The sequence below is a fragment of the Streptomyces sp. DH12 genome (genome assembly GCF_020873895.1).
Classification (GTDB): Bacteria; Actinomycetota; Actinomycetes; order Streptomycetales; family Streptomycetaceae; genus Streptomyces.
Genome location: NZ_JAHWGT010001197.1, coordinates 1 through 438 on the forward strand (window position 1 = coordinate 1; position 438 = coordinate 438).

Annotated in this window: 1 protein-coding gene; it reads left to right on the forward strand. The window is 72.1% G+C overall.

Going from position 1 to position 438, the window contains the following annotated elements; translation table 11 throughout:
• Nucleotides 1-167: 167 nt before the first annotated feature.
• Nucleotides 168-438: hypothetical protein (locus tag LPA54_RS39220; RefSeq protein WP_228985167.1), on the forward strand; the 271-nt coding region annotated here is incomplete at its 3' end.

The window sequence follows — 438 nt, forward strand, 5'->3', positions numbered from 1 at the left end:
GCCAGGAGACTGACCGGAAACACATGGTGACAGTGTTTCAGCGGTGAACATACTCGACAGCGAGAGCGCTTCACCCCGAGCGACGGCGCCCTCACGCACAGCACGCGAGCCACGGAGCGGGCAGCCGGCCCGGAACCGGCGGGCGAGCACGCAGCGGGGGAGGGAACGTGCACGACGAATTCCTTTGCCACGTCACGGCGTACGGGGTCTGCGACGGCCGGCGCATCGGGGTGCCGCTGGGCACCTACCGGGCGCCGACCCTCGCGCTCGCCCTGTGGTGGCTGCGCGACCGCGCCCTGTGGATCGCCGAGCGCCTCGACCCGCAGCCCGACGCCGAGCACTTACCCCCGGGCGCGCTCGTCCCCGTGGCCGACGACGTGACCGACGTGCCCACCGTGCTGCGCACCTGGTGCGGTGACGTCGACCGGCAGGAGGAAG